Raw genomic sequence first — 19,622 nt, 5'->3', positions numbered from 1 at the left:
TTTGGACGCTTGAACGACCTCATCCTAGCGACTAGAGTTGCTAGACATCGTCAAGGAAGGCGATGTTTGAATGACACGGAGGTCGTATGCTTATGCAATCTACTTGGACACCCGTCCAATGGCGTTTCGTCGCAAGCAGTATAATATTAAGCTGCTTGTTGACGGCGCCAGTCGAGGCACAACAAAGCTGTCAACCGTTTGCGTTTGAAGCAAGCGCGCCGACACCATCGAAACCACCTGCTGAACGTATTGAACTCAGCCTCACGGCTGGCTTGTTGCGACCGCAAATCGAAGCCGTATTACATCAGCATTTTGCGATTCGTCAGCTTGATTGGCGGGCATCTCCCCATTACCGCTGGTCGACCGATTTTACGCTGGCAGCTCCGAGTTGGGAAAGCGCACTGGAACAAGTGTTGCGTCCCTATCAATTGCAGTTGACGCTGTATGCAAATCACTCGGCGGTGGTGAGTTCTACCACGGGAGCTGCGCAATGAAACTCCGAGTGTGCGGCTGGCTACTGTTCAGCGTCGTAGTTACCTCTAGCTGCAGTGTGACGCCAGCTGGGCAGAAGCTACAACAACAAAAAGCTCGCGCGTTAGCCGAGTTAGCAGCACTAAATCCACAGCAAAAAATCTCCGTAACTGATGCAACAATCACCCGTACGCAAGAGTTGTATGTACCGTTACAAGCACAAGACACAAGACTCTTACCTGTCTGGTACAGCACACCAGTTACCATCGATGCGTCGGGCGTTCCCTTTGCCGACCTGCTCACCGATGTGTTGGAAAATGAATCAGTAAGTTTGTGGTTTAGCCAACCTGAGTTGAAAGCGTTTCCGTTACAGTTAAGTTTTACCGGTACCTTGGGTGAACTGCTGCAACGTCTTGCTGATCACACTGGCTGGTATTACGAATTTGCGGCGAATCGAATCAGTTGGAGCCGCTGGCGAACGGCAGAATTCGATGTGGCGTTTATTGCTGGCGCCAGTGAGTTCTTTATGGGGAATAAGGAACTCAAGCAAGGCAACCAACAGCAACATCAGAGCCAGGGTTCGACTACTGCTGCTGTGGTGGGCAGTGATCAGTTTAGTAATTTCAGCAATGTTGGAGCCAGTGTCTGGCAGGATTTACAACGCGCACTGGCGCTGCTTCTGTCGGAGCACGGGGTAATGAGCATCAATCAAAGCTCAACGTCGGTGCTGGTAAAGGATTATCCCCATCATGTGATACAAGTTGAAGACTATCTGCGTCAGCAGAATGAGCGCCTTACCCGGCAAGTTGCGATTGAAGTGCAAATTATCGAAGTCAGTTTCAGTGACGACGATCAACTTGCGGTCGACTGGCAAGCGTTGGCCCAAACTGCCGGGGGAAATGCGATTTTAGGGCTTGGCAGTGGTGCTTTGGGGAAACTTGGTGGAGAGCTGGGAGGACAACTGTTCTGGCAGCGTGAAAACGGCCGTGCTGCGGGATCAGAGCTGTTTATTGAAGCGTTACAACAACAAGGACTAGTGCGAATCAACAACCAACCGCGTTTACTCAGTCTCAACAATCAAGTGGCGAAAATTGCCTTGCAAGACAACGCCACCTATCTCGCTGCAGCGGGGACCACCAATACGGTCAATGTTGGGGCGACGACAAATTTACAGCCGGGCTTAGTTACCACCGGTTTTGAGCTGTATGTGCTGCCCAGTATTCGTGAAAACGAAGTGATTTTGCAGCTTTCAACCGAATTATCCGATCTACTGCGGATTGATGAAGTTCGGTCCGGAGACCAGTTAATTCAAACACCACACACCAACCGCAAGCAATTTTTTATGCAAGCGGTGGTCGGTGATGGGCAAACCTTGCTGCTGTCTGGGCTACGCAACGACCGTCAGCAATTGACCGAGCAAAAGAGTTGGCTGAGCTTTCTTTTGGGTGGTAAACAACTGCAGCAACAGCATCAAAGTGAAACCCTGGTGTTGTTGACACCGACCATTATTAACCGGGGGACTGCGTTATGAGTGACTTCTGGTTGGTGAATGGATGGCGTCAACAAAGTTGTGCAACACGAGATGTCGATCGTTATTTACGTCAGGCCCGCGAGCGAGGGTTTCACAATTACGCGCTGGTGCGACAAGGGCGCTGGTACTGGTTGGCGTGCAGCGCCGATGCAACGCTGACCCAACAGTTCGATCTGGCATTGACGGTGCGGCGCACCTTTGCAAAGTTGTATCAGGGTATTTACCTCGCACTCTGGCAAGGTCAGGTTGTGTGTGTGGCTTGGCAAGGCGAACGTTTGCAGCATTGTGTCGCCTGCCAGCATGATGCTGATGGGTTACATCATATTGAACTGCTAGTGCAGCGTATTGCCAGTAACGGCAAAGGCCAACCCTCGGTACTTTTCGCCAAACAAACGCCAGCAGATATCGTGAACTTATGTGAACGCCATTTGTGTCAATGGCGCTTATTGTTTGAGCAATGCACAGTCAAAGAGCTACAACCACCTCGTGCTGCTAAGTTAAAGTCGTTGCAGCTTGCGCCACCATGGCAGCAGCGGCAGCGTGTTTTAGCGGTGTGCCTGGTGCTGATGCTTGCTGCGGCGGCAGTCGGATGGTACCTGTGGCCGACCAGTACTACCCCAGTAACGGCGACCTCAGTGGTGCGAAAATTAAGTCCACCGGCGGGAGTTGAGATTGATTTACTTAACCAACTGCCTCAGCTATTTGCCGGTTTTCAGCACCTTGCCGGATGGCAATGGCGTTCGGCGCAACTGCAAGGCGAGCAGTTGCAGGCAATTCTGGTGCCAAGCTTCGGGCGGGCCGAAGAGTTACGCGTTCAGTTGCCCGCAGGCTGGGAGCTACATGATCAGGGACCGCAAGTGCTATTAAAGCACTCACGTTCGGCCAAACGTTTGGCTGTTAAGGGAGCCAGTCAAACCTTGAGTTGGCTCGATACCAGTCAGCGTTACTTCCCTTCACTGGCCATTCAGTCGGGCACTCCGGGCCAGAACACGACCTATCGATGGCAGCAATGGCAGTTGCGCTTACCGGCGACGGACTTGCTCGAGTTAGCCCGGTTGGCGTCACTATTGCAGCAAAGCAATCTACGCATTACCAGTTTGCGGATGCAAAACGGCAGCCGCTTGCAGGCAGAATTGACCATTCGCTTGTATCAACTTTTACCGATTTCGCATGGAGAGCGTACCTCATGATTGGATTCAGTCTCTGGCTACTGGTGTTTAACGAAGCGGTAGCAACTCCGCCGGCTGTGGTGCAGCCAGCACTGCAACAGCAGTTGCAGCAAGTGAGCGAACTACGCACCGAAGAACTCGCCGAGTTGCGTGCTGCAGCGCAAGTACGAAAATTACAGCATGAACTCAAGGTGGCGCAATTACGCAACCAAATATCGGCTTTGGTTGAGCCTGATCTGGGCGTAAAAAACTCAGTTCAAGAGCTGGAGCACCCCTTAGCGGCACTCGAGTTACTCAGTGTGGTGCGCAGTGGCGAACAGGTAAGTGTCTGGCTACAGCGAGCGCAGCAACGCTTTAGCGTGCAGCCCAATACGACCAATGCTCACAACTTACAGGTGCAGTTGCAGCGTAATCGGTTAACCCTGGTTAAGGGTCCACATGAGCGTACTTTTTACTTACAGGGAGAGTGGTAATATGCGCTACATCACGCCTGCAGAGTGGCAAGAAGCAGAAGCCGATCAGCATTATTTACGTGAGTGCCTGAGGCTAACTGAGCAACAACATGAGGCTGACACGGCGGTTGTAGTAACCACCGATGGTTGCCTGATTGCTACGCCTAAGGCTTGGCAAATGGCATCGCTGCAATTGCTGAACTTGCGGGTCGAGCTGCAGGCCCGGCAGCTGTTTCGTACCAGCTTGCTGGCCGAAGCGCGGGATGTCAGAAGTTTCCTACATGATGCCGAGGCATTGCAGGAGCAGCAACGACAGCAACAGGGTGATACCAAGTTTGATCGAACACGAGCGCAACTTGCCCTTGAAGACTTAGTTTCCCAGGCATTAATACTTGGTGCCTCCGACATTCACTTAGTATTTGACCCGCAACATGCGACTTTAGCCTTTCGTGTTCATGGACGGATGGTTGGACATATCGAGCGCCCTCGCGAGACCCTTGCAGCAGCGATTGCAGCTGCTCTGAACACGAGTTCTGATGACTTCCGTGAGTTATTTGATGAGCAACGCTTATCGAGTGCCAGTATTAACGTGGTTGTTGTGCATGAAGGCGCACCGCAACGCTTGCGATTACGGGTACAAAAATCACCAACCCGTAATGGATTTGCGGTCACCATGCGCGTGCAATTGGAGCGTCAAGCGATTCAACGATTTGAACAGTTAGGCGTCCCTTTAGACTTGATTGCCAAACTGCGTCTGGCACTGGAGCGTCCCACTGGGTTACTGATTGTCGCCGGGCCTACGGGACAAGGAAAAACTACCAGTCTTGCCGCGCTTAACTTGATGATTCCACCGGATCACAAAATTATTTCCCTAGAAGACCCGATTGAGATTATCCAGCCGCATATTGAGCAAAAGCCTGTGGCAGCGGACCACCCTGAACTAAATTTTGCCAACATGGTTAAAGTCGCATTGCGCGAAGATCCTGACGTTATATCAATCAGTGAAATCCGTGATCACAAAACTGCACAAGCTGCTTATACAGCTGCATTAACCGGGCATCTGGTTACCGCGACCCTGCATGCCCATGATTGTTTTGGGGTGTTACAACGGTTAAATGATTTGGGTGTGAGTAACACTGTTCTGGCACAACCTGGTGTGTTGTGCGGCATTCTGGCGCAACGTTTGATGAAGCAGAACTGTTCGGTTTGTAACGGCGATGTGCCGCCGAGCGGTTGCAACCATTGTCAAAATACCGGCGTAGGCGAACGCCGCTTTGTCGCCGAATATTTAGCGCCATCAGCAGAGTTGCTGCGCGCGCTGCGCAGCGGCCAACTGGAAGCCTACCGAACAGAGCTTGTGGCTGAGGGATGGCTGACACTTGCGGCGCAGTTGCAGCAGGAGGATTTATGCAGCGCTTAAAAGCTTCATTAAGTCGGTCGAGCCAGCTGGCATTATTAGAAGACATCGCTTTGGCCGTTGGCGACGGCCTTTCGGCGGCGCAAGCATGCGAAGAGTTGCAGCAACATGCACAACAGCAGGGGTTGAAGCGTGAAGGTGAAGCTATAGGTGCAATGCAGGGTGCAGTATTTCGCGGTGTTCCTATGGCAACCGCAATGCGCGATTGGTTTGCCAACGATTTGTGCATGCTGGTTAGTATTGGAGAGCGCAGTGGACTGTTAGATCAACTTATTGCTGCACAACGGCAGTTTGAATTACAGCGCGCGGCGGCGATTCAGGGGTTTTGGCGTCCGCTTATTTATCCGCTAATTATGGTGATCATTACCATGTTTGCCTGTTATGCCGTTGGGCAAAAGGTGATGCCAAAGTTAGCCGATGGTCTGGCTGAATTGCATTGGCCGCTTTTGAGTCAGCATCTATTAGCTATTAGCGGGGGCTCTTGGTTGTTGGTTATTGGCCTGCTGTTGGGGTTGGTTGTATTTATCTGTTGGGGACCGTATCCAGCAATTGATTTTCGGTTTAAGTGCTGGCGTTGGTGTGCGCAACGGGGGGCTTTTGTGATTCGACGTTATTTTGATGGAGTGTTGCTACTGCAATCACTTACCGTATTACTGAGAGCTGGAACGCGACTCGACCGAGCGTTACAAGCGATGCAAGAGTTTGGTTCTGGCTCTTTGGCTTACGCACTGCCCGAATTACGACGACGCTTAGCACGCGGTGAACGTCAATTGGTGGCGATTTTAGATTGCGGATTATTGTCACCACGCATGTTGTTTCGACTCAGTAATGGCAGTCGAAATGCTACCGAGCATGGCACCTTGCAACGGGTTGCAAATTACGCTGCCGCAGATGCGGTTGCGGCCTTGCAACGCTTGCGAGTGGCTATTCAAGTCAGTTGCTACGCACTGATTTTATGGCTGTTAGTACTCACCGTCGGCGGTATGGGCGCAATGCTCATGGCGGTTACGCAGCAACACGTACGTTAACGAGTATAAGTTTTAACCTAAAACATGGAGTGTTTATGATGAAAAATCAGCAGGGTTTTACCTTTATTGAAGTTCTCACTGTGTTGGGAATTATTGCCTTGGCGACCATTGGTACCTTGGCGGTGCGCGATTGGGCGGTGGGTAATTCACGGGTAAGTGAAGCGAAAAATCAGATCATTACGGTGCAATCCGGAGCGCAACTTTGGCGACCGCGCAATGGTGATTTCACTGGTATAACAATGACTTCTATGTCCGAGATTGCCGCAGTACCTGAGGCGTGGGGCGACGGTTCGGGGATGAACCCGTGGGGAGGCGCAATTAATGTCGAAGCGGATTTGAGTGATACCAGTCGTTATGTGGTGACCTTATCAGGTATTGCGCAAGACGGGGAAGGCGCACGCCTGGCTCGCGACTTTACCGATTACACCATCGACAGCACTTATAGCGCGGGCACATTGACCCTGCGCTTCCAAGGATAGGGAGACTTAAAGATGCCAAGCAACCTCGCTTCACCCAAACATGCCGGTTACCTGATTTTGGAGTGGGTTATCGCGACAAGTTGTTTAGCGGGGTTTGCTTTGTTGGTGTTGACCCTGTTGCAACAGCGTGAACCATTAATCGTGAATCAACAACAACAACATCAACAATTACAACAGCGGTATCAGCAACAGCAACAGGCCACTCAGTTGGCTGAACAACGCTGGCTGTTACAGATGCAACGAGGACCGTTATGAAACAGCGTTACGGTTACATTTTGTTCGAACTGGTATTAGCCCTGAGTTTACTCGCAGGACTGATGCTAATGAGCCATCAGTGGTTCGCCCGTCAGCAGGCGGTACAGGAGCGAAATAGTTGGGAGATCGAAGCCAAATCATTCATCGCAGCGATTGAGCGGTTCTGGCTTACTGAGCGCCGGGTGCCAACCCCCTTAAGTGAATTGGTCAGCAAAGGTTATATCGCTGATATTTGGCGACCCTGGGGTGCGCCATGGGTAGTGGAAACACAAGACAATTTGTTGCGTTTGCAAACGCAAGCGCCGACCACCAGCGATGCCAACTGGTTGGTGCGACACATCGCTGGAGCCAGTACTAATGCTGATGATGAAGTGCAACTACATGTTTGGCAGCCTATTGTGTTGGCTCTACGAGAACGTTACCTGCAACGTATTGCCGACCCGATAGCGCCAGAGTACAACACGATGGACTCGAACCTTGATATGAATGGCTTCAGTATTAATAACGTTGCAACATTGCAAACCAAAGTTTTGGTGGGAACCCAGGCAACAGTGCAGCAGGCGGAGTTGACAGATCTGCGAGCCAGCGAGGTATCGGCTACCAATTTTAGTGCTAACGCGGCCACCATTGCTGGTTACGACGTGTTAGCCGTTATCCAACGTTTACAACAATTGGAACAGAAATGGCAGGCTTGTCGTGCGCAGGGCGGTTGTCAATGAGACAACGCGGGCAGGCTGTGGTCGAAACAATGTTGGTACTTCCGGTGGTGCTGCTGACGTTGTTGTTGGTGCTGCAATTATTGTGGTTAGTCTTCGCTAGTGCGACATTTCGTGTCGCAGTAAGTTACAGTCTGCGGGCAGGGAGTATTAATCATGGCTCGCTAGATGCTATGGAACGCACACTTGTTGCCGGTATGGCGAGTCTGCAACCGATCATTCCGGCAACCAAAACTGGTGGTGAACCGAGTCGATTGGAAGTGCAGCGTGCGCAGTTGGAAGCGACGGCGCGACAGTGGCTACATTATCAACTGAGCGGAAAAATTAAGGTGCATCAGCCAACAGCTGAAGTGCTACAGACTTACGCCGAACGTCGTTATGACCTCGCTTCGGGAATATGGGTAAACGAGCTTGCTGTTGATCATGCTTCGGTACGCATGCAAGGCGTCGGTACCGAACGATGGCAGCAACAACGCCAGTTGGAAATTGAAGTTTGGTGGTGCTTACCGCTGGAAATACCGTTCGCGGCGCAAGTATTGACTGAGCTTAGGCAATGGTGGAAGTCAGCCGCGCAAGCTCACTGTCGGTTACGCGAAGAAGTTGTTGGTCGTCCCTTATGGGCTCTGCAGCAGCGAATTAGTACACCGCTGCAAAGTGGTTACCGCGAGGGACTTAATGATTAAGCTGGCGCATGCCAGGTATCGCAGGCTTGTAAGGTATTTTGTATTAATGTCGCGACGGTCATTGGACCGACACCACCGGGAACCGGAGTGATATAACTGGCGCGTTCAGCGGCAACATTGAACTCGACATCACCGATAAGCTTGCCGTCAGCACTGCGGTTAATACCGACATCGATCACCACCGCGCCGGGCTTGATCCACGCGCCGGGGATAAAGTTTGGTTTGCCGACCGCTACTACCAGAACATCGGCACGACCAATATGTTCTTGCAGGTCACGGGTGAAACGATGGCATACAGTGGTGGTCGCTCCACCGAGTAGCAATTCCAGGCTCATCGGCCGTCCAACAATATTTGAGGCGCCAACAACCACTGCGTTAAGGCCATGTAAATCGAGTCCGATAGCTTCCAACAAAGTCATAACACCGCGCGGTGTGCAAGGGCGTAAAGCTGGATTACGTTGCGCTAACCGGCCCATATTGAAGGGGTGAAAACCGTCAACATCTTTAAATGGGTGAATGCGTTCAAGTAACGCCTGAGCATCGAGATTCTCTGGCAAGGGCAGCTGCACTAAAATGCCATCAACGCTGGTGTCGGCATTGAGTTGATCAATGAGTTGCAACAGCTCTTCTTGGCTGGTGCTGGCCGGCAAATCATAAGATTTCGAGGTAAAGCCAACTTCTTCACAGGCACGTCGTTTACTTCCAACATAGACCTCGGAAGCTGGGTCATCGCCAACCAGGATAACCGCTAAACCTGGCGCTCGAAGACCCTGTTGCAGGCGTTGCTGTACCCGTTCCCGAACCTGATTACGAACCTGTTGAGCGATTTTTTTTCCGTCAATAAATTGCGCGGTCATGCTATTCCTCAAACTAACTGAAACAAAAAGGTTTGCCAGGACGCATATTTTTGCATGTTTCGGTGCACGAGTGTAGTTAAGTTTGTGGCAGGAGAAGGTACTGGTGACGAATTAACCGACGAATTGTTGTAAAATCCAGCAGTCAGCCGAATTGACCAAAAAAATGTTTGACGCTGCCATAAGCAGCAGGTAATATTCGCCCCCGTTGTCAGGCCGCGTCCTGTACGGGTTTTAAAAAGATGTCGGCGAGTAGCGCAGCTTGGTAGCGCACTTGTTTTGGGTACAAGGGGTCGCTGGTTCGAATCCAGTCTCGCCGACCATTCTTCAGTAGTACCATGCGCCCGTAGCTCAGTTGGATAGAGCAACGGCCTTCTAAGCCGTGGGTCGCAGGTTCGAATCCTGCCGGGTGCGCCAACTAGCCCTGGCATGACATAAAAGTAGTGGTGGCTGTAGCTCAGTTGGTAGAGCCCCGGATTGTGATTCCGGTGGTCGTGGGTTCGAATCCCATCAGCCACCCCATTTTCTGAATCTCCCCAAAAGTATACGTTCGGCGAGTAGCGCAGCTTGGTAGCGCACTTGTTTTGGGTACAAGGGGTCGCTGGTTCGAATCCAGTCTCGCCGACCATCTGTATACAATAATTCAATCTGCCCTTCTCGCAGGTTGAAACTTCCTTTAAGTTAGCGCATATTGTTTAACGTTTTGTTAAATAAATCGTCTGCGCTACAGCATGACTTGCTAGCCAGTTTTATTTTGTTTGGTCATTTAGCTCATTAAAATAATAAGTAATCGCTATGGCTCAGAATTCTGACAACTCTTTTACGCATGAACATCCGCCAGCTTCGGAGGCTTTCGCCTACATCATTTCTGAGCTGAGTACGCACCTCATTAATGCAGCTCCAGATGAGGCCGAAATTCATATTGAACGTGCCCTTGCGGCCTTAGGTAGTAATGATCGCAAAGATCGTTGCTATGTTTTTTTGTTTGACGAAGACTACAAGCAGATGAGCAATACCCATGAATGGGTGAATCGTGGCATCAGCGCACATAAAGATGAACTACAAAATGTTCCGATAGAAGCGATGCCGTGGTTCTTTACCAGCATGCGCGCTGACGGGCATGTTGTGGTGTCCAGTGCAACAGATTTGCCTGAGGTTGCCGGTGGATTCAAAGAAGAGCTATTGCGCGAAAACATTCAATCCATGATGGCCGTTGGTATGTATCTTGAAGGTCGGCTGATCGGGTTTGTTGGTTGCGATCTAGTTAAACGTTCGTGTAATTGGTCGGAGCAAGATTTGCGACAAATGCGGTTGGTGGCCGATATGATCACCAATACCCTCGCGCGCCATCGGGCTGAGTCGAAACTGCATCAGGTGCAGTCTGAGCTGCGTGCGGCAAATGAGCGTTTGGCGCAGTTGGCGAACGAAGATGGCTTGACTGGACTGCTTAATCGCCGCGGGCTAGATGCGGCGCTTGACTACGAGTTACGTCGCATGCAGCGCAAGCAGCAAGAACTTAGCGTACTGATGGTCGACGTCGATCATTTTAAAGTACTTAATGATCGTCACGGGCATTTGGCCGGTGATGCAGCTTTACGGCGGGTGGCAGATGAATTGCAACAGATGTTTAAACGTAGCGGTGAAATTGTTAGCCGCTTTGGCGGCGACGAATTTCTGATCATTTGCCCGACCATGACTGAGGTTGAAGCGGAACAGCGCGCTGCAGCTTTGCTGGAGAAGATTTCCCTGTGTGAGGGAATTGCAGAAATTACCATCAGTATCGGCGTCATTAGCTTTATTCCATCGCCAGATACCACCCAGGATGAAGTGATGCGGCGGGTCGACAGAGCTGTCTATGAGGCCAAAAATCAAGGCCGAAATTGTTTCGTTCGCTTACCCTACAACTAACTTCAAGCAAAAAGATAAGCCGCACCACTCGACTCGAGGAGCCGCCTTCGCTATAATGTTGCGTCATTTTCAAGAGCGCCACTAGTTGGTGGGCTCAAGGCCAATAGTGAAGCCGAGGTAAGAAAGCAATGCAGGTTTCTGTAGAGACAACCCAAGGATTAGAACGCCGCGCCACCATTACTGTGCCAGCGGCAACCATCGACGAGAAAGTCAAAGAGTTTTTGAAAAGCGAGTACCGTAATCGCCGTATTAACGGCTTCCGTCAAGGGAAGGTACCACCTAATGTATTGCAAAAGCTGTTCGGCACCGAAGCTCGTGCGCGCGCTGCTCAGGAACTGATGCAGAGCAAATATTTTGAAGCGATTATGCAGGAAAAAATCAACCCTGCAGGTCCTCCTTCAATCGAACCAAAAGTAAACGAAGCAGGCAAAGATCTTGAATTTGTTGCAACGTTTGAGGTTTACCCAGAAGTGGCGGTACAAGGCTTAGATAAAATCAAAGTCGAGCAACCCGACGTCACCGTGACTGACAAAGATGTCGACGGCATGCTGGAAACCTTGCGCAAGCAACACGCCTCATGGAAAGAAGTGAAGCGTAAGTCGAAGAAAGGTGAGCGCATCACTATCGACTTCACTGGTCGTATCGACGGTGAAGAGTTTGATGGTGGAAAAGCAGAAGACTTCGCTTTAGAACTTGGCGAAGGTCGTATGATCCCAGGTTTTGAAGACGACATCATCGGCATGAAAACCGGTGAAGAGAAAACGATCGAAGTGACTTTCCCAGAAGATTATCACGCAGAAAATCTGAAGGGTAAGAAAGCTGAATTTGATATCGTCGCGAAGAAAGTCGAAGAGCAGGTATTACCGGAACTCAACGACGAATTCGTAGCCACGTTCGGTGTTACCGATGGTGGCGTAGAGGCATTGAAAGCTGAAGTTCGTAAAAATATGGAACGCGAACTGAAAAACACCGTGCAAAGCAAGGTGAAAGAGCAAGTGCTTAAAGGTTTGGTCGACAACAACGATGTTGACTTGCCAAGTGCGATGGTAAAACAAGAAATCGATGGTCTGCGTCGTCAGGCGATGCAGCGGTTCGGCGACAATCAGGCACAAATGCCTGAATTGCCGGCCAACTTGTTCGAAGAGCAAGCCAAAGAACGCGTTAAAGTCGGTTTATTATTGGGCGAAGTCATTCGTAGCAACGACATCAAAGTTGATGATGCAAAAGTCGACCAGATCATTGCCAACAATGCTTCTGCTTATGAAGACCCGGAAGAGGTTGTTGCCTACTACAAAGGTAATGAAGAATTGCTGCAACAAGTACGTAATGTTGCGCTCGAAGAGCAGGCAGTTGACTTCATTATCGGGCAGGCAAAAGTATCGGCGAAGAAAGCTAGCTTTGATGAGTTGATGAACCCAAAACAGAAGTAAGTTTGCTGATTCCGAACGCTAGGCGTTGACGGAGTCACTCGCAACTTGGTTTAATGGCTCGTATAGTCTTATACGAGCCATTTTTATTTGCAGGAGTAGTTTTCTATGTCGGAACTTGGGCACGACCCTCTCGCGCAATTAGTCCCTATGGTGGTTGAACAAACCGCGAAAGGTGAGCGTTCATACGATATTTTTTCACGCTTATTAAAAGAACGCGTGATTTTTTTGTGTGGTCAGGTGGAAGACCAAATGGCAAATCTGATTGTAGCGCAGCTACTGTTTCTAGAATCAGAGAGTCCGGATAAAGATATCTTTTTATACATTAACTCGCCTGGTGGCGCGGTCACCGCAGGCATGGCGATCTATGACACCATGCGCTTTATCAAGCCTGACGTTAGCACTGTATGTATGGGCCAGGCGGCTAGCATGGGCGCGTTCTTGTTGGCGGGTGGCGCGCAAGGTAAGCGTTATTGTTTACCTAATTCGCGGGTGATGATTCATCAACCGCTAGGTGGTTTTCAGGGACAGGCATCTGACTTTGAAATCCATGCTCGCCAAATTTTGGATATTAAAGAACGGATGAACCGCATGTTAGCGGACAATACCGGTCGCGACTACGAGCAAATCGCGAAAGATACTGATCGTGATTACTTCATGTCGGCGGAAGAAGCTGTAAACTACGGCGTTGTCGATAAGGTACTCACCCAACGAGCTGGAGAGTAGCATGACTGATAAAACCGAAGGTAATGGCGACCAGCCATTGTTTTGTACCTTTTGCGGGAAAAGTCAGCACGAGGTTCGCAAACTTATTGCTGGACCCTCAGTTTTTATTTGTGATGAGTGTGTCGAGCTGTGTAATGATATTTTGGAGGAAGAAATCCAAAATATTGCACCGCAAGAAAGTTCTGATCGTTTACCGACGCCAAAAGAAATTCGTGACCACCTGGATGCTTACGTCATAGGTCAGGAATTTGCAAAACGGGTATTAGCGGTAGCGGTGTATAACCACTACAAACGCTTACAGAGCTCTGGTAAAGGTAACAAAGACGACATTGAACTAGGTAAGAGTAACATCTTGCTGATTGGTCCAACGGGTTCAGGTAAAACCTACCTGGCTGAGACTCTTGCACGTTTTCTGGATGTGCCATTTACCATGGCCGATGCTACCACTCTGACCGAAGCCGGTTATGTGGGTGAAGATGTCGAGAATATCATTCAGAAATTACTGCAAAAATGTGATTACGACGCTGAAAAAGCGCAGCGCGGCATTGTCTACATCGATGAAATCGATAAGATCTCACGTAAGTCGGACAATCCGTCAATTACGCGCGATGTTTCAGGTGAAGGTGTGCAACAAGCGCTGTTGAAGCTGATCGAAGGAACTGTGGCGGCAGTGCCACCGCAAGGTGGTCGTAAGCATCCGCAGCAGGAATTTGTGCAGGTAGATACCTCTAAGATTCTATTTATTTGTGGTGGTGCTTTTTCCGGTCTCGATAAAGTTATCGAGCAACGGGTAAGCATAGGTACAGGTATTGGTTTCGGCGCTCAAGTGAAATCCAAAGCTGCTGAAATGATGGCTAACTTAATCAAGCAAGTGGAACCTGAAGACTTGGTTAAGTACGGTTTAATTCCGGAATTTATTGGCCGTTTGCCAGTGTTAGCGACACTGGAAGAACTTGATGAAGATGCTTTGGTTCAGATTTTACAAGAACCTAAGAATGCGCTGACTAAGCAGTATGCGGCGTTATTTGACATGGAAGATGTAGAGCTGGAGTTTCGAGATGACGCGTTACGCGCCATAGCCCGTAAAGCTATGACCCGTAAAACGGGGGCCCGGGGCTTGCGTTCAATCGTTGAAGGTGTGTTGCTGGATACCATGTACGAGTTACCATCGACAGATAACGTAGCTAAAGTGGTGATTGACGAATCGGTGATTACCGGCGAGTCGAAGCCCATTATGATCTATGAAAATCAGGAACAAGAACGACAGGCTTCTGGTGAATAACTTACCCATTTAGTTTGATATTTGTGCAAAAAGGGCCACTTTGGCCCTTTTTTTGTGCAAATCATTGAACTTTATCTGCATGGCCTCATATTAGAGAGTAAGATAACTACATCTGACATGACGTCAAAGAATCTGGAGACATATATGAGCGAAGAACGGGTTGAACACCTGAGTATTCCTGTTTTACCACTGCGTGATGTAGTGGTGTACCCGCATATGGTCATCCCACTATTTGTGGGACGCGAGAAATCGATCCGTTGTCTGGAAGCAGCAATGGATAATAACAAACAAATTTTCCTGTCAGCGCAAAAAGATGCCGCAATCGATGAGCCCGAAGAAAAAGACATTCATAGCATTGGCACTGTAGCGAATATTCTGCAATTGCTTAAATTGCCCGACGGCACCGTTAAGGTTTTAGTCGAAGGCGCACAACGGGCAGAAATTGACGCTTTTGAAGCTCACGAAGACTTTTTTAGAGCTAAAGTTCACTACCTTGATTCGGAGGCGATGCCGGAGAAAGAGGAAGAGGTGATGATCCGGTCAGCGGTGAATCAGTTCGAAGGCTACGTGAAACTGAACAAAAAAATTCCACCTGAGGTTTTGACCTCATTGTCAGGGATCGAAGAATCTGATCGTTTAGCCGATACTATGGCGGCGCACATGCCGTTGAAACTGAATGATAAACAGAAAGTACTAGAGATTACCGAAGTACGTGAGCGACTCGAGTTCTTGATGGCGCTGATGGAAGGCGAGATCGATTTGCTGCAGGTTGAGAAGCGCATCCGTACGCGGGTGAAAAAGCAAATGGAAAAAAGTCAGCGCGAATACTATTTGAATGAACAGATGAAAGCCATTCAAAAAGAACTGGGTGAAATGGAAGACGGCCCGGACGAATTCGAAGCGCTGGAGAAAAAAATCCAAGACGCGAAGATGCCAGAAGAAGCTGAGATCAAAACTCGCGCAGAACTGCAAAAACTGAAGATGATGTCACCGATGTCAGCTGAAGCTACTGTTGTGCGCGGCTATATTGATTGGATGGTTTCGGTGCCTTGGAAAAAACGCTCACGGATCAAAAAAGATTTGGCCCACGCGGAGAAAATCCTGGATGCCGATCATTATGGTTTAGAGAAAGTTAAAGAACGCATTCTTGAATATTTAGCGGTACAACAACGTACCAATAAAGTTCGTGGCGCAATCCTTTGCTTGGTCGGGCCTCCTGGCGTAGGTAAAACCTCGCTAGGACAATCGATAGCTAAAGCTACTGGGCGTAAATACATCCGTATGGCGCTGGGCGGCGTTCGTGATGAGGCAGAAATTCGCGGTCACCGGCGCACGTATATTGGCTCAATGCCTGGTAAGTTGATTCAGAAAATGGCTAAAGTAGGGGTGCGAAATCCTCTGTTTTTGCTTGATGAAATCGACAAGATGGCAGCCGATATGCGTGGTGACCCGGCGTCCGCGCTACTAGAAGTGTTGGACCCCGAGCAAAACATTAACTTCAACGATCACTACCTGGAAGTCGATTATGACTTATCGGATGTGATGTTCGTTGCCACTTCAAACAGTATGAATATTCCAGCACCATTGTTGGATCGGATGGAAGTTATCCGGCTTTCCGGCTACACCGAAGATGAAAAGCTTAACATCGCTAAGCGTCATTTATTGACCAAACAGCTTGAGCGTAATGGTTTGAAAGAAAAAGAACTAACCATCAAAGACGATGCGATTACTGGGATTATCCGTTATTACACCCGTGAAGCAGGGGTGCGTAACCTCGAGCGTGAAATTTCACGACTTTGTCGTAAAGCGGTCAAAAAGATTGTGTTGGATAAACGCATCAAGAAAGTTGAAATTAACGCAGATAATTTAAACGAGTTTCTCGGCGTACAACGCTTCGATTACGGTAAAGCAGAAGAAAAAAATCAAATTGGTCAGGTGACAGGCTTGGCCTGGACCGAAGTTGGTGGTGATTTACTTACCATTGAGGCTACCAATGTTGCTGGTAAGGGTAAGATTACCTCGACGGGCTCATTAGGTGACGTCATGCAGGAATCGATTCAAACAGCATTAACCGTGGTTAGAAGCCGCGCGGACATGCTGGGTATCGCCGACAACTTTCATGAAAAACGCGATATCCATGTACATGTGCCGGAGGGTGCGACGCCTAAAGATGGGCCGAGCGCTGGTACTGCCATGGCCGTTGCATTAGTGTCTTCGCTTACCAAAATACCAGTCCGCGCTGAAGTGGCGATGACCGGTGAAATTACCCTACGCGGTGAAGTGTTACCGATCGGCGGCTTGAAGGAAAAGCTACTAGCGGCACATCGCGGCGGTATTAAACATGTGTTGATTCCCAAAGACAACGAACGTGACCTTGAGGAAATCAGCGACAATGTCAAAGGCGACTTAATCATTCAACCGGTACAGTGGATCGATGAAGTTTTACAGGTGGCGCTTGAGCGTCAACCAGATGACAAAAACGCCGAATAAAACGTGAAAATGCGGCCTCCAAGCACCTAACATCGCTACAGGCCGCATTCTTTCGTTAAAAAAATTGTGAAAAAGGGTTCTCAATCGAAATTCTTGTGGTAGCCTAGAGTCAAAGTGATTGGTCAGACATAACCTAAACAAAGATCTGATATACCACTTGAACGACAGGGATACGTAATTGTAGTCGGGGACCTGTTGAGTTGCTTGAACGAATTGTTCAAGCTTGTTATAACCTTCGCTGGCCCATTGGAATTGCAAATGGAACCACGCAAAATCTGATAATAACAATCTAAGGGGATGATACTGTGAACAAGTCTCAGTTAGTTGATAAAATTGCAGAGGGAGCAGAAATTTCTAAAGCTGCCGCTGGACGTGCTCTGGACTCTTTCATTGAAGCAGTAACTGATGCTTTGAAAAAGGGTGAGCAAGTTGCATTGGTAGGCTTTGGTACTTTCAGTGTACGTGAGCGTTCAGCTCGCACTGGCCGTAATCCGCAAACTGGCCAAACTATCCAAATCGCTGCAGCGAAAGTACCTTCTTTCAAAGCCGGTAAAGCGTTGAAAGATTCAGTAAACTAATTACTGCGGAGCGGTAGTTCAGCTGGTTAGAATACCGGCCTGTCACGCCGGGGGTCGCGGGTTCGAATCCCGTCCGTTCCGCCAGCGAATAGAGAAAGTAACCCGGAGCATGTCTTCGGGTTATTTTTTTTCCGCGTTATGGGATAGAATAATGCGCGGGGAAAAATGGAACACTTTTTGAGGTTAATAGAATTATGTTGGACAGGATTCGTGAAGGGTCACAGAGCTTTCTAGTTAAAGCCATACTCGTGGTTATTGCGCTGACGTTTGCACTCGCGGGGATCGGAGGGTATATCTCAAATACTCCTGAGCCGGCAGTTGCGCTCGTTAACGGAGAACAGGTAACCCAGGCTGAGTTTGACCGTGCAGTAGAAAATGAGCGTGCACGTCAACAGCAACAACTTGGCGATTTTTATGATCAGCTCGCAAGGGATCCACGCTACACGGAGAATCTTCGTGCGCGCGTCGTCAACGACCTGGTCAATCAAAAGTTATTAGAGCAAGCAGCGAAAGCCCAAGGGTTGCGCGCATCAGCCGCGCAAGTTAAGGCTGCGATTCGTGATATTTCCAGTTTTAAAGTAGCAGGCCAGTTTGACAATGACCTCTATCAAACCACATTGCGAAGCCTTGGCTATACGCCTGATGGTTTCGCTGCGCTTATTCGCCGCGATTTGGTGACGCAGCAGTTGGTACAAGGTTTGGTCGACAGCGAATTCGTATTACCTAGTGAGGTTGATGCAACCCAGCGTTTACTTGGCCAATTACGTAGCGGCCGCTTCGCAGAAATTACCACGGCTGATTATCTTGACCAAGTTGAAGTCACTGACGCGGCGGTAGAAAGCTGGTACAACCAAAATATCGAACGTTTTGCGATCCCAGAACAAGTAAAGGTTACGTATGTGCTTATTGATGCTGGCACTGTTGCTGAGCAGGTTTTGGTCAGCGATGAAGATGTACAAGCCTATTACGAAGGAAATCAAAGCCGTTATTCGCGAGCACCGCAGTACCGCTTCTCACATATTCTGATCGAGCCAGGCGATGACAGAGCAGCGGCAGAAGCCGAAGCGCAAGCCTTGCTGGCAGAGTTAGAAAACGGTGCGGACTTCGCTACCCTGGCGACACAAAGTTCAGATGATATTTTTTCTGGTGAACAAGGCGGTGATTTGGACTGGATCGAACCAGGTACCATGGATGCTGATTTTGAAGAGGCTGCGTTCGCCTTAGAAGAGATTGGTGCGGTCACTGGCGTGGTGGAGACCAGTTTCGGTTACCACATCATCAAACTTACTGATAAACGCCCTGGTTCAGTGACACCACTTGCCGAAGTTCGGGATGAAATCGTTGCAAATCTACGTGATGAGCGGGTTAAGCAGCGTTATTACGAGCTGCAACAGGATGTCACCGAGCTGACGTTCGAAGTTCCTGATACCTTTGCTCCGGTAGCCGAAGAGCTTGCTATTACCGCACAACAAACCGATTGGTTTAGTCGTGAAAATGCCCCGGCGGTAATGAACTCACCTGCAGTACTTGCTAAAGTATTTAGCAATGAGCTTATCGATGAACGCCTGAATAGCGAATTGATCGAAATCAGCGATACTGAGTCTGTGGTAGTCCGCGTGGTTGATCATAAAAGTGCAACAACGCAGCAGTTGAGTGAAGTTCGTCAGCAGGTGGTTGAAAACGTCCGCCGTGAACAGGCTCAGGAACTTGCATTACAGACTGCTGATACATTACTTGCAGAAGTCCGCGCCGGTGAAGCGGTTAACTCAGTAGCGTTTACTGAGTTAAACGATATTACTCGCCAAACTACAGGTTATCCACGCGCCGTTGTGCAGAGTTTATTTGATATGGCGGCACCAGCGGAGGGTAATGTCAGCGTAGCTAGCACTACGACCGGCAGCGGTAACGTTGCGGTTGTTGTACTGACCGGGGTTGCGGAAGGAAGAGTTGACCCTGCTCGCACGACACAGTTGCAAGAGCAATTGAAGAATAGCTACATGCAGCAGATTTATCAGGCAGTTATTGAGGCGTTACGTACTGACGCAGAAATAGAAATTCTGCTTGGCTCTAATAAGGTTGAAAGTTGAAATCAAGAGTTGGTAAAGAGTAGGCAGTAAACGAAAAACGCACACTCCAAAGAGTGTGCGTTTTTTTTT

The 19,622-nt window shown here is 49.3% G+C and carries 18 protein-coding genes and 5 tRNA genes; 22 read left to right on the top strand and 1 reads right to left on the bottom strand.

What is annotated here, in order from left to right; all coding sequences use genetic code 11:
* Positions 1–92: 92 nt before the first annotated feature.
* From ACQ5ES_RS04560 to ACQ5ES_RS04515, 10 genes are read left to right on the top strand one after another with little or no spacing between them, the layout of a single operon-like run.
* On the top strand, positions 93–494 hold the full coding sequence (locus ACQ5ES_RS04560) for a hypothetical protein (RefSeq protein WP_445014758.1): 402 nt from the start codon (positions 93–95) through the stop codon (positions 492–494).
* A complete protein-coding gene (locus ACQ5ES_RS04555; protein WP_445014757.1) occupies positions 491–2,002 on the top strand; it encodes a secretin GspD/PilQ domain-containing protein in 1,512 nt (503 codons plus the stop codon). Before ACQ5ES_RS04560 ends, ACQ5ES_RS04555 begins: the two co-directional genes overlap by 4 nt.
* Entirely contained in the window at positions 1,999–3,192 is a 1,194-nt protein-coding gene (locus ACQ5ES_RS04550; RefSeq protein WP_445014756.1) for a hypothetical protein, read from the top strand. The genes ACQ5ES_RS04555 and ACQ5ES_RS04550 overlap by 4 nt, the downstream gene beginning before the upstream one ends.
* Positions 3,189–3,644 (top strand): hypothetical protein, encoded by a 456-nt coding sequence (locus ACQ5ES_RS04545; RefSeq protein ID WP_445014755.1) that lies wholly within the window; start codon positions 3,189–3,191, stop codon positions 3,642–3,644. Before ACQ5ES_RS04550 ends, ACQ5ES_RS04545 begins: the two co-directional genes overlap by 4 nt.
* Position 3,645: 1 nt before the next feature.
* The gene (locus tag ACQ5ES_RS04540; RefSeq protein ID WP_445014754.1) at positions 3,646–5,043 is read left to right on the top strand and encodes a GspE/PulE family protein; all 1,398 of its coding nucleotides are present in this window, start codon (positions 3,646–3,648) and stop codon (positions 5,041–5,043) included.
* Positions 5,031–6,068, top strand: coding sequence for a type II secretion system F family protein (locus tag ACQ5ES_RS04535; protein ID WP_445014753.1), 1,038 nt, complete (start codon positions 5,031–5,033; stop codon positions 6,066–6,068). The genes ACQ5ES_RS04540 and ACQ5ES_RS04535 overlap by 13 nt, the downstream gene beginning before the upstream one ends.
* Before the next feature lie 35 nt (positions 6,069–6,103).
* Positions 6,104–6,547 (top strand): type II secretion system protein, encoded by a 444-nt coding sequence (locus tag ACQ5ES_RS04530; RefSeq protein WP_445014752.1) that lies wholly within the window; start codon positions 6,104–6,106, stop codon positions 6,545–6,547.
* A 12-nt stretch (positions 6,548–6,559) separates the two neighbouring features.
* Positions 6,560–6,802 carry a hypothetical protein gene (locus ACQ5ES_RS04525; protein WP_445014751.1) on the top strand — a complete coding sequence of 81 codons (243 nt, stop codon included), beginning with the start codon at positions 6,560–6,562 and terminating at the stop codon, positions 6,800–6,802.
* Positions 6,799–7,521 (top strand): hypothetical protein, encoded by a 723-nt coding sequence (locus ACQ5ES_RS04520; protein ID WP_445014750.1) that lies wholly within the window; start codon positions 6,799–6,801, stop codon positions 7,519–7,521. The genes ACQ5ES_RS04525 and ACQ5ES_RS04520 overlap by 4 nt, the downstream gene beginning before the upstream one ends.
* Positions 7,518–8,201 (top strand): TadE/TadG family type IV pilus assembly protein, encoded by a 684-nt coding sequence (locus ACQ5ES_RS04515; protein ID WP_445014749.1) that lies wholly within the window; start codon positions 7,518–7,520, stop codon positions 8,199–8,201. The genes ACQ5ES_RS04520 and ACQ5ES_RS04515 overlap by 4 nt, the downstream gene beginning before the upstream one ends.
* Here ACQ5ES_RS04515 and folD read toward each other — a convergent pair.
* Positions 8,198–9,058, bottom strand: a complete 861-nt coding sequence (gene folD / locus ACQ5ES_RS04510; RefSeq protein WP_445014748.1) for a bifunctional methylenetetrahydrofolate dehydrogenase/methenyltetrahydrofolate cyclohydrolase FolD — start codon at positions 9,056–9,058, stop codon at positions 8,198–8,200. The two genes, ACQ5ES_RS04515 and folD, sit on opposite strands and share 4 nt — an antisense overlap.
* A 243-nt stretch (positions 9,059–9,301) precedes the next feature.
* Between folD and ACQ5ES_RS04505 the strand changes: the two genes are divergently transcribed.
* The 12 genes from ACQ5ES_RS04505 to ppiD all read left to right on the top strand — a co-directional run bounded on the left by ACQ5ES_RS04505 (position 9,302) and on the right by ppiD (position 19,553).
* Positions 9,302–9,378: transfer RNA gene (locus tag ACQ5ES_RS04505), tRNA-Pro, on the top strand.
* Between the two features lie 17 nt (positions 9,379–9,395).
* Positions 9,396–9,472 (top strand) — tRNA-Arg (locus ACQ5ES_RS04500).
* A 29-nt stretch (positions 9,473–9,501) separates the two neighbouring features.
* Positions 9,502–9,577, top strand: a tRNA-His gene (locus ACQ5ES_RS04495).
* A 29-nt stretch (positions 9,578–9,606) separates the two neighbouring features.
* Positions 9,607–9,683 (top strand) — tRNA-Pro (locus ACQ5ES_RS04490).
* A gap of 167 nt (positions 9,684–9,850) precedes the next feature.
* Entirely contained in the window at positions 9,851–10,963 is a 1,113-nt protein-coding gene (locus ACQ5ES_RS04485; RefSeq protein WP_445014747.1) for a sensor domain-containing diguanylate cyclase, read from the top strand.
* Positions 10,964–11,091: 128 nt separating this feature from the next.
* Positions 11,092–12,393 (top strand): trigger factor, encoded by a 1,302-nt coding sequence (gene tig, locus ACQ5ES_RS04480; protein WP_445014746.1) that lies wholly within the window; start codon positions 11,092–11,094, stop codon positions 12,391–12,393.
* A 105-nt stretch (positions 12,394–12,498) separates the two neighbouring features.
* Positions 12,499–13,116 carry an ATP-dependent Clp endopeptidase proteolytic subunit ClpP gene (clpP, locus tag ACQ5ES_RS04475; protein ID WP_445014745.1) on the top strand — a complete coding sequence of 206 codons (618 nt, stop codon included), beginning with the start codon at positions 12,499–12,501 and terminating at the stop codon, positions 13,114–13,116.
* A gap of 1 nt (position 13,117) precedes the next feature.
* On the top strand, positions 13,118–14,398 hold the full coding sequence (gene clpX / locus ACQ5ES_RS04470; protein WP_445014744.1) for an ATP-dependent protease ATP-binding subunit ClpX: 1,281 nt from the start codon (positions 13,118–13,120) through the stop codon (positions 14,396–14,398).
* 144 nt (positions 14,399–14,542) lie between these two features.
* The gene (lon, locus tag ACQ5ES_RS04465) at positions 14,543–16,888 is read left to right on the top strand and encodes an endopeptidase La (protein WP_445014743.1); all 2,346 of its coding nucleotides are present in this window, start codon (positions 14,543–14,545) and stop codon (positions 16,886–16,888) included.
* 305 nt (positions 16,889–17,193) lie between these two features.
* On the top strand, positions 17,194–17,466 hold the full coding sequence (gene hupB / locus ACQ5ES_RS04460; protein WP_034773817.1) for a nucleoid-associated protein HU-beta: 273 nt from the start codon (positions 17,194–17,196) through the stop codon (positions 17,464–17,466).
* A gap of 7 nt (positions 17,467–17,473) precedes the next feature.
* Positions 17,474–17,550, top strand: a tRNA-Asp gene (locus ACQ5ES_RS04455).
* Positions 17,551–17,660: 110 nt separating this feature from the next.
* Positions 17,661–19,553, top strand: coding sequence for a peptidylprolyl isomerase (gene ppiD, locus ACQ5ES_RS04450; protein ID WP_445014742.1), 1,893 nt, complete (start codon positions 17,661–17,663; stop codon positions 19,551–19,553).
* Positions 19,554–19,622: the final 69 nt, after the last annotated feature.

Source organism: Pseudidiomarina xizangensis (assembly GCF_052541995.1).
The sequence above is the reverse complement of the archived record's forward strand: the minus strand, read 5'-3'. Positions and strand labels throughout refer to the sequence as shown.